This window comes from Modestobacter lacusdianchii (assembly GCF_054177765.1).
Map to the genome: position 1 here is coordinate 1 of NZ_JBJJTJ010000067.1, position 956 is coordinate 956.

Consider the following 956-nt stretch of genomic DNA (forward strand, 5'->3'; position numbering starts at 1 on the left):
CCCCCCCCGCCGCCCGCGCCCCGGCCGCGCCGGGCGGCCCGCCGCGCGGGCGGCGGGCGGCGGCGGCCCCCCCCCCCCCCCCCGCCGCACCCACGACCCGCGGCGTGCACCGGGGAGTGGCACTGAGTGCCACCCTAGCGGCCACGACGTGGCGCAGGGCACAGCTGCCGGGTCAGGCCTGCTTGATCGCCGAGACGTCGAACTCGATCTGGATCCGGTCGCTGACCAGCACGCCGCCGGTGTCGAGCACGGCGTTCCAGGTGAGGTCCCAGTCGCTGCGCTTGATCGCCAGCGCGCCCTCGAAGCCGACCCGGGTGTTGCCGAAGGGGTCCAGCGCCGAGCCGGTGAGGGTGAACTCGACCGACACCGGGCGGGTGACGGCCTTGATCGTCAGGTCGCCGGTGACCCGGTAGACGTCGGCGTCGACCTGCTCGACCTCGGTGGAGTCGAAGAGCATCTCGGGGTACTGCTCGACGTCGAGGAAGTCCGGTGAGCGCAGGTGACCGTCCCGGTCGGCGTTGCCGGTGTCGATGCTGGCGGTGGCGATCCGCAGGCCGACCCGGCTGGCGCCGGGGTCGGCGGTGTCCAGGTGCGCGGTGCCGGCGAACTCGGTGAACGCACCGCGGACGGTGGTCACCATGGCGTGCCGGGCCCGGACGCCGATGCGGGTGTGCGCGACGTCGACGGCGTAGTCACCCGTGACGTCGGCCAGCGCGGTGGTGGCGGCGTCGAAGTCCGTCGCGGCACTCTCGGGTGCGCGGTGCTTGCCCACGGTTCAACGCTCCTCTCTCGGGGTGCAACCCCTCGATGGTGCCCGATCGACCCGCCCGGGCGGGGAGGAGGTGTCGCGCCGAGTGCGGACGGAGCCGTCCGGTGGCCCGGACGCAGCGGGGGCGGCCGGCGCTGGGGGCCCCGCCCCCCCCGCCGGGGCCGGGTCTTACAGCCGCGGGGCCGTC

The 956-nt window shown here is 75.8% G+C and carries 1 protein-coding gene; it reads right to left on the reverse strand.

Annotated elements, in window-relative coordinates; genetic code table 11:
• Positions 1-172: 172 nt before the first annotated feature.
• Positions 173-772, reverse strand: a complete 600-nt coding sequence (locus ACJTNH_RS20730; RefSeq protein WP_458179164.1) for a YceI family protein — start codon at positions 770-772, stop codon at positions 173-175.
• Positions 773-956: the final 184 nt, after the last annotated feature.